Below are 7251 nucleotides of genomic sequence, written 5' to 3' on the forward strand. Positions count from 1 at the left end.
TTTCGAAATTGCCGCCCGTTGCAGTCGAGATCGTCGCTTCAACCTTGCCGGCGTCTTTGTAGACATCATCGGCTGGTGCTGGAACGGACACGGTGCCAGTGGTTTTGCCGGCGTCGATGGTAATCACGGCGCCGTTCGACAGGGTCACGGTGACTGGCGAGCCGGCAGCGTTGGTCAATGTCGCGGTGTAGATGATCGAGCCGCCCTCAGCCACAGAACCGGTCGCAGTCAGCGACAGGTTGGTGGTGTCGACGGTGTCGGTCACGGTGGTGCTGACCGGTGTTTTGTCGGCCACGAGATTTTCGTAGTTGCCGCCAGTGACACCCGTGATCGAGTTGGTCAGCGGCGCTTGGCCGGTCAGCGCATCGTTCGGTGCGGTGAAGGTTACGGTGCCGGTGGTTTTGCCGACTTCGATGGTGATGTTCTGGCCGTTTGCCAGGGTCACGACAACCGGCGAGCCGGTCACCGTCGCGCCGACAGTGGCGGTGTAAGTGACGGTGCCGCCTTCAGCTACCGACGTATCAGCCGTGAGTTTGACGGTTGAGGTGTCGATGGTATCGGTGACTTCGGTCACAGCCGGAACAGTGCTCGGCACCAGATTTTCGAAATTGCCGCCCGTTGCAGTCGAGATCGTCGCTTCAACCTTGCCGGCGTCTTTGTAGACATCATCGGCTGGCGCTGGAACGGACACGGTGCCAGTGGTTTTGCCGGCGTCGATGGTAATCACCGCGCCGTTCGACAGGGTTACGGTAACTGGCGAACCCGCTGGGTTGGTCAAGGTTGCGGTGTAAACAATCGAACCGCCCTCGGCCACGGTGCCGGTCGCGCTGAGCGACAGGTTGGTGGTGTCGACGGTGTCGGTGACATTGGTCGAAACCGGCGTTTTGTCAGCTACCAGATTTTCGAAGTTGCCGCCGCTTACCTCAGTGATCGCATTGGTGATCGGCGCGTGGCCGGTCAATGCGTCGTTCGGCGCGGTGGTGGTGGCGGTGCCTGTGGTCTGGCCTACGCCGATGGTAATGGTCTGACCGTTGGCCAGGGTCACGACCACCGGCGAACCGGTCACCGGCGCGCCGACAGTGGCGGTGTAGACGACATTACCGCCTTCAGCCGCCGACTCGGTGGCGGTCAGTTTGACGGTGGTGGTGTCGATGGTGTCGGTGACTTCGGTCACAGCCGGAACATTGCTCGGCACCAGATTTTCGAAGTTGCCACCGGTGGCAGTCGAAATCGTCGCTTCAACTTTGCCCGCGTCTTTGTATACGTCGTCAGCCGGTGCTGGAACGGTCACGGTGCCAGTGGTTTTACCAGCCTCGATAGTGATCACGGCGCCGTTGGACAGGGTCACGGTGACTGGTGAGCCTGCGGCGTTGGTCAAGGTTGCGGTGTAAACGATCGAACCGCCTTCGGTGACGGAACCGGTCGCGCTGAGCGACAGGTTGGTGGTGTCGACGGTGTCAGTGACCGTGGTCGAAACCGGGGTCTTGTCGGCCACCAGATTCTCGTAATTGCCACCGCTGACCTCAGCGATCGCATTGGTGATCGGCGCGTGGCCGGTCAATGCGTCGTTCGGCGCGGTGGTGGTCGAGGTGCCGGTGGTCTGGCCAACCCCAATGGTGATGGTCTGACCGTTGGCCAGGGTCACAACCACAGGCGAACCGGTCACCGGCGCGCCGACAGTGGCGGTGTAGACGACATTACCGCCTTCAGCCGCCGACTCGGTGGCGGTCAGTTTGACGGTGGTGGTGTCGATGGTGTCGGTGACTTCGGTCACAGCCGGAACAGTGCTCGGCACCAGATTTTCGAAGTTGCCACCGGTGGCAGTCGAAATCGTCGCTTCAACTTTGCCCGCGTCTTTGTATACGTCGTCAGCCGGTGCTGGAACGGTCACGGTGCCAGTGGTTTTACCAGCCTCGATAGTGATCACGGCGCCGTTGGACAGGGTCACGGTGACTGGTGAGCCTGCGGCGTTGGTCAAGGTTGCGGTGTAAACGATCGAACCGCCTTCGGTGACGGAACCGGTCGCGCTGAGCGACAGGTTGGTGGTGTCGACGGTGTCGGTGACATTGGTCGAAACCGGCGTTTTGTCAGCCACCAGATTTTCGAAGTTGCCGCCGCTTACCTCAGTGATCGCATTGGTGATCGGCGCGTGGCCGGTCAATGCATCGTTCGGCGCGGTGGTGGTCGCGGTGCCGGTGGTCTGGCCGACGCCGATGGTAATGGTCTGACCGTTGGCCAGTGTCACGACAACCGGCGAACCGGTGACTGGCGCGCCGACGGTAGCAGTGTAGGTAACGGTACCGCCCTCAGCCGCCGACTCGGTCGCGGTGAGTTTGACGGCGGTGGTATCGATGGTGTCGGTGACGTTGGTCACGGCCGGCACGGTGCTCGGAACGAGGTTCTCGAAGTTACCGCCTGTTGCATCCTTGATCGTCACTTCGACCTTGCCGGCGTCTTTGTAGACGTCATCGGCAGGCGCAGGAACGGTCACGGTGCCGGTGGTTTTGCCCGCTTCGATGGTGATCACCGAACCGTTCGACAGCGTCACGGTTACCGGGGTGCCGGCCGGGTTGGTCAGCGTCGCGGTGTAAACGATCGACCCGCCTTCAGCCACCGAATCGGTCGCGGTCAGATTCAGGTTGGTGGTGTCGGTGGTGTCCGAAACCGCGGTGTCGGCGGACTTGCCGTCGACTGCCAGTTTTTCGTAGTTGCCGCCAGTGGCGCCGTCGATGGTCACGCTCAGCGAGCTGCCGCCGGCCAATGGGCTGTTCGGCGCAACGAAGTTCACCGAGCCGGTGGTTTCACCGACGGCAATGGTGATGGTCTGGCCGTTGGACAGGGTCACGACAACCGGTGAACCCGTCACGGGTGCGGTCACGGTCGCGGTGTAGACCACGGTTTCGCCTTCGGCGACGTTCGCCGTGGCGGTCAGCGACACGGTGGAGGTGTCGATGGTGTCGTTGACGGTGGTGACCGCCGGGGCGGTATTGGTGACCAGGTTTTCGAAGTCGCCACCGGTCGCGCCTTTGATGGTCGCTTCAACGGTGCCGGCATCTTTGTAGACGTCATCTTTCGGCGCATCGACGGTGACGGTGCCGGTGGTTTTGCCGGCGTCGATGGTGATCACGGCACCGTTCGACAGAGTCACGGTGACCGGCGAGCCAGCGGCATTGGTCAGGGTCGCGGTGTAGGTGATCTGGCCGCCTTCATCCACAGAACCGGTGGCGCTCAGCGACAGGTTGGTGGTGTCGACAGTATCGGTGACGGTGGTGCTGACCGGAGTTTTATCGGCCACGAGGTTTTCGTAATTGCCGCCGGAAACGTCAGTGATCGCGTTGGTCAGCGGAGCGTGGCCAGTGAGCGCATCGTTTGGCACGGTAGTGGTCACGGTGCCGGTGGTTTTACCCACTTCGATGGTGATGTTCTGACCGTTGGCCAAGGTCACCACAACTGGCGAGCCAGTGACTGGCGCACCGACCGTGGCGGTGTAGGTGACGGTGCCACCTTCAGCCGCCGACTCGGTGGCGGTCAGTTTGACCGTAGAGGTATCAACGGTATCGGTCACGTCGGTGACGGCAGGAACGGTGCTTGGCACCAGGTTCTCGAAGTTGCCGCCGGTAGCATCCTTGATAGTGACTTCGACCTTGCCGGCGTCTTTGTAGACGTCATCAGCTGGCGCTGGAACGGTCACGGTGCCAGTGGTTTTGCCGGCCTCGATGGTGATCACCGAGCCGTTGCTCAGGGTCACAGTGACTGGCGTGCCAGCCGGGTTGGTCAGTGTTGCGGTGTAAACGATCGAACCGCCTTCGGCCACGGTGTCGGTCGCAGTCAGCGACAGGTTGGTGGTGTCGACGGTGTCAGTGACCGTGGTCGAAACCGGAGTCTTGTCGGCAACCAGATTCTCGTAGTTACCGCCGCTTACGTCAGTGATCGCATTGGTCAGCGGGGTGTGGCCGTTCAACGCATCGTTCGGCGCAGTGGTGGTCACGGTGCCGGTGGTTTTGCCGATTTCGATGGTGATGTTCTGGCCGTTGGCCAAGGTCACGACGACCGGCGAACCGGTGACTGGAGCGCCTACGGTGGCGGTGTAAGTAACGGTGCCACCTTCAGCCGCTGACTCGGTGGCGGTCAGTTTGACGGTGGTAGTGTCGACGGTATCAGTGACTTCGGTCACGGCCGGGACAGTGCTTGGTACCAGATTCTCGAAGTCGCCGCCGGTGGCGTCCTTGATGGTGACTTCGACTTTGCCGGCGTCTTTGTAGACGTCATCGGCTGGCGCAGCGACAGTCACGGTGCCGGTGGTTTTACCGGCCTCGATGGTAATGACCGAGCCGTTCGACAGGTTCACAGTCACTGGCGAGCCAGCCGGGTTGGTCAGCGTCGCGGTGTAGATGATCGAACCGCCCTCGGCGACCGAGTTGGTGGCGCTGAGCGACAGGTCAGTGGTGTCGACGGTGTCAGTGACCGAAGTCGAAACCGGGGTCTTGTCGGCCACCAGGTTTTCGTAGTTACCGCCGCTTACACCCGTAATCGAATTACCCAGCGACGCTTGACCGGTCAACGCATCGTTCGGCGCGGTGAAGGTCACAGTGCCGGTGGTCTTGCCGACTTCGATGGTAATGCTCTGACCATTGGCCAGGGTCACGACCACAGGCGAACCGGTCACCGGAGCGCCAACAGTGGCGGTGTAGGTGACGGTGCCGCCTTCAGCGACCGTGGTGTCGGCCGTCAGCTTCACGGTCGAGGTGTCGATGGTGTCAGTGACTTCGGTCACGGCTGGCGTGGTGCTTGGCACCAGGTTCTCGAAGTTGCCACCGGTGGCGTCCTTGATGGTGACTTCGACCTTGCCGGCGTCTTTGTAGACATCATCGGCAGGCGCCGCAACGGTCACGGTGCCGGTAGTTTTGCCCGCTTCGATGGTGATCACCGAGCCGTTGCTCAGGGTCACAGTGACTGGCGTGCCGGCCGGATTGGTCAGGGTCGCGGTGTAAACAATTGAACCCCCTTCAGCCACGGTGCCCGTCGCGCTCAGCGTCAGGTCGGTGGTGTCAGTGGTGTCGGTGACGGTGGTGCTGACCGGGGTTTTGTCGGCCACGAGGTTTTCGTAATTGCCGCCGGAAACGTTGGTGATCGAGTTGGTCAGCGGAGCTTGGCCAGTCAGCGCATCGTTTGGCGCGGTGGTGGTCACGGTGCCGCTGGTTTTGCCGACCTCGATGGTGATGTTCTGGCCGTTGGCCAGAGTCACTACAACCGGAGAACCCGTCACTGGAGCACCGACAGTGGCGGTGTAGGTGACGGTGCCACCTTCAGCGGCAGTCTCGGTGGCGGTCAGTTTGACCGTAGAGGTATCAACGGTATCGGTCACGTCGGTGACGGCAGGAACGGTGCTTGGCACCAGGTTCTCGAAGTTGCCGCCGGTAGCATCCTTGATAGTGACTTCGACCTTGCCGGCGTCTTTGTAGACGTCATCAGCTGGCGCTGGAACGGTCACGGTGCCAGTGGTTTTGCCGGCCTCGATGGTGATCACCGAGCCGTTGCTCAGGGTCACAGTGACTGGCGTGCCAGCCAGGTTGGTCAGGGTCGCGGTGTAAACAATCGAACCGCCTTCAGCCACGGTGCCAGTCGCAGTGAGCGACAGGTTGGTGGTGTCGACAGTGTCAGTAACAGTGGTCGAAACCGGGGTCTTGTCGGCAACGAGGTTCTCGTAGTTACCACCGCTCACGTCAGTAATCACGTTGGTCAGGGGCGTGTGGCCAGTCAGCGCATCGTTAGGTGCGGTGGTGGTCACGGTGCCGGTGGTTTTGCCGACTTCAATGGTGATGTTCTGGCCGTTGGCGAGAGTCACGACCACCGGCGAACCGGTCACCGGTGCGCCAACAGTGGCGGTGTAAGTGACGGTGCCACCTTCAGCGGCAGTCTCGGTGGCGGTCAGTTTGACCGTCGAGGTGTCGATGGTATCGGTTACGTCAGTGACAGCCGGAACGGTGCTTGGCACCAGGTTCTCGAAGTTGCCGCCAGTCGCGTCCTTGATCGTGACTTCGACTTTGCCGGCGTCTTTGTAGACGTCATCGGCGGGCGCCGGAACGGTCACGGTGCCAGTGGTTTTACCAGCCTCGATGGTGATCACCGAACCGTTCGACAGGGTAACGGTGACAGGCGAGCCTGCGGCGTTGGTCAGGGTCGCGGTGTAGGTGATCTGGCCGCCTTCAGCCACGGTGCCCGTCGCGCTCAGCGTCAGGTCGGTGGTGTCAGTGGTGTCGGTGACGGTGGTGCTGACCGGGGTTTTGTCGGCAACGAGGTCTTCGTAATTGCCGCCGCTCACGCCCGTGATCGCATTGGTAATCGGCGCGTGGCCGGTCAACGCATCGTTCGGTGCAATGGTCGTCACGGTGCCGGTGGTTTTGCCGACTTCAATGGTGATGTTCTGACCATTGGCCAAGGTCACGACCACAGGCGAACCGGTCACCGGCGCGCCGACAGTGGCGGTGTAACTGACGGTGCCGCCTTCAGCGACCGAGGTGTCAGCCGTCAGCTTTACGGTCGACGTGTCGATGGTATCAGTGACGTCGGTCACGGCTGGCGTGGTGCTCGGGACCAGGTTCTCGAAATTACCGCCAGACACATCCTTGATGGTGACTTCGACTTTGCCAGCGTCTTTATAGACGTCATCGGCGGGCGCCGGAACGGTCACGGTGCCAGTGGTTTTGCCAGCCTCGATGGTGATCACCGAACCGTTCGACAGGGTAACGGTGACAGGCGAGCCTGCGGCGTTGGTCAGGGTCGCGGTGTAGCTGATCTGGCCACCTTCAGCCACGGTGCCCGTCGCGCTCAGCGTCAGGTCGGTGGTGTCAGTGGTGTCGGTGACGGTGGTGCTGACCGGGGTTTTGTCGGCAACGAGGTCTTCGTAATTGCCGCCGCTCACGCCCGTGATCGCATTGGTAATCGGCGCGTGGCCGGTCAACGCATCGTTCGGTGCAATGGTCGTCACGGTGCCGGTGGTTTTGCCGACTTCAATGGTGATGTTCTGACCATTGGCCAAGGTCACGACAACAGGCGAGCCGGTCACCGGCGCGCCGACAGTGGCGGTGTAAGTGACGGTGCCGCCTTCAGCGACCGAGGTGTCAGCCGTCAGCTTTACGGTCGACGTGTCGATGGTATCAGTGACGTCGGTCACGGCTGGCGTGGTGCTCGGGACCAGGTTCTCGAAATTACCGCCAGACACATCCTTGATGGTGACTTCGACTTTGCCGG

General features: G+C 61.7%; 1 protein-coding gene. It reads right to left on the reverse strand.

Annotation, left to right across the window (positions count from 1 at the left end):
• A partial coding sequence (locus tag CKW26_RS00005; RefSeq protein ID WP_371917954.1) for an immunoglobulin-like domain-containing protein occupies positions 1–7251 on the reverse strand: 7251 nt, incomplete at both ends.

The sequence above is a fragment of the Pseudomonas sp. Irchel s3h9 genome (assembly GCF_900187475.1).
In the GTDB taxonomy this organism is placed as follows: domain Bacteria; phylum Pseudomonadota; class Gammaproteobacteria; order Pseudomonadales; family Pseudomonadaceae; genus Aquipseudomonas; species Aquipseudomonas neuropathica.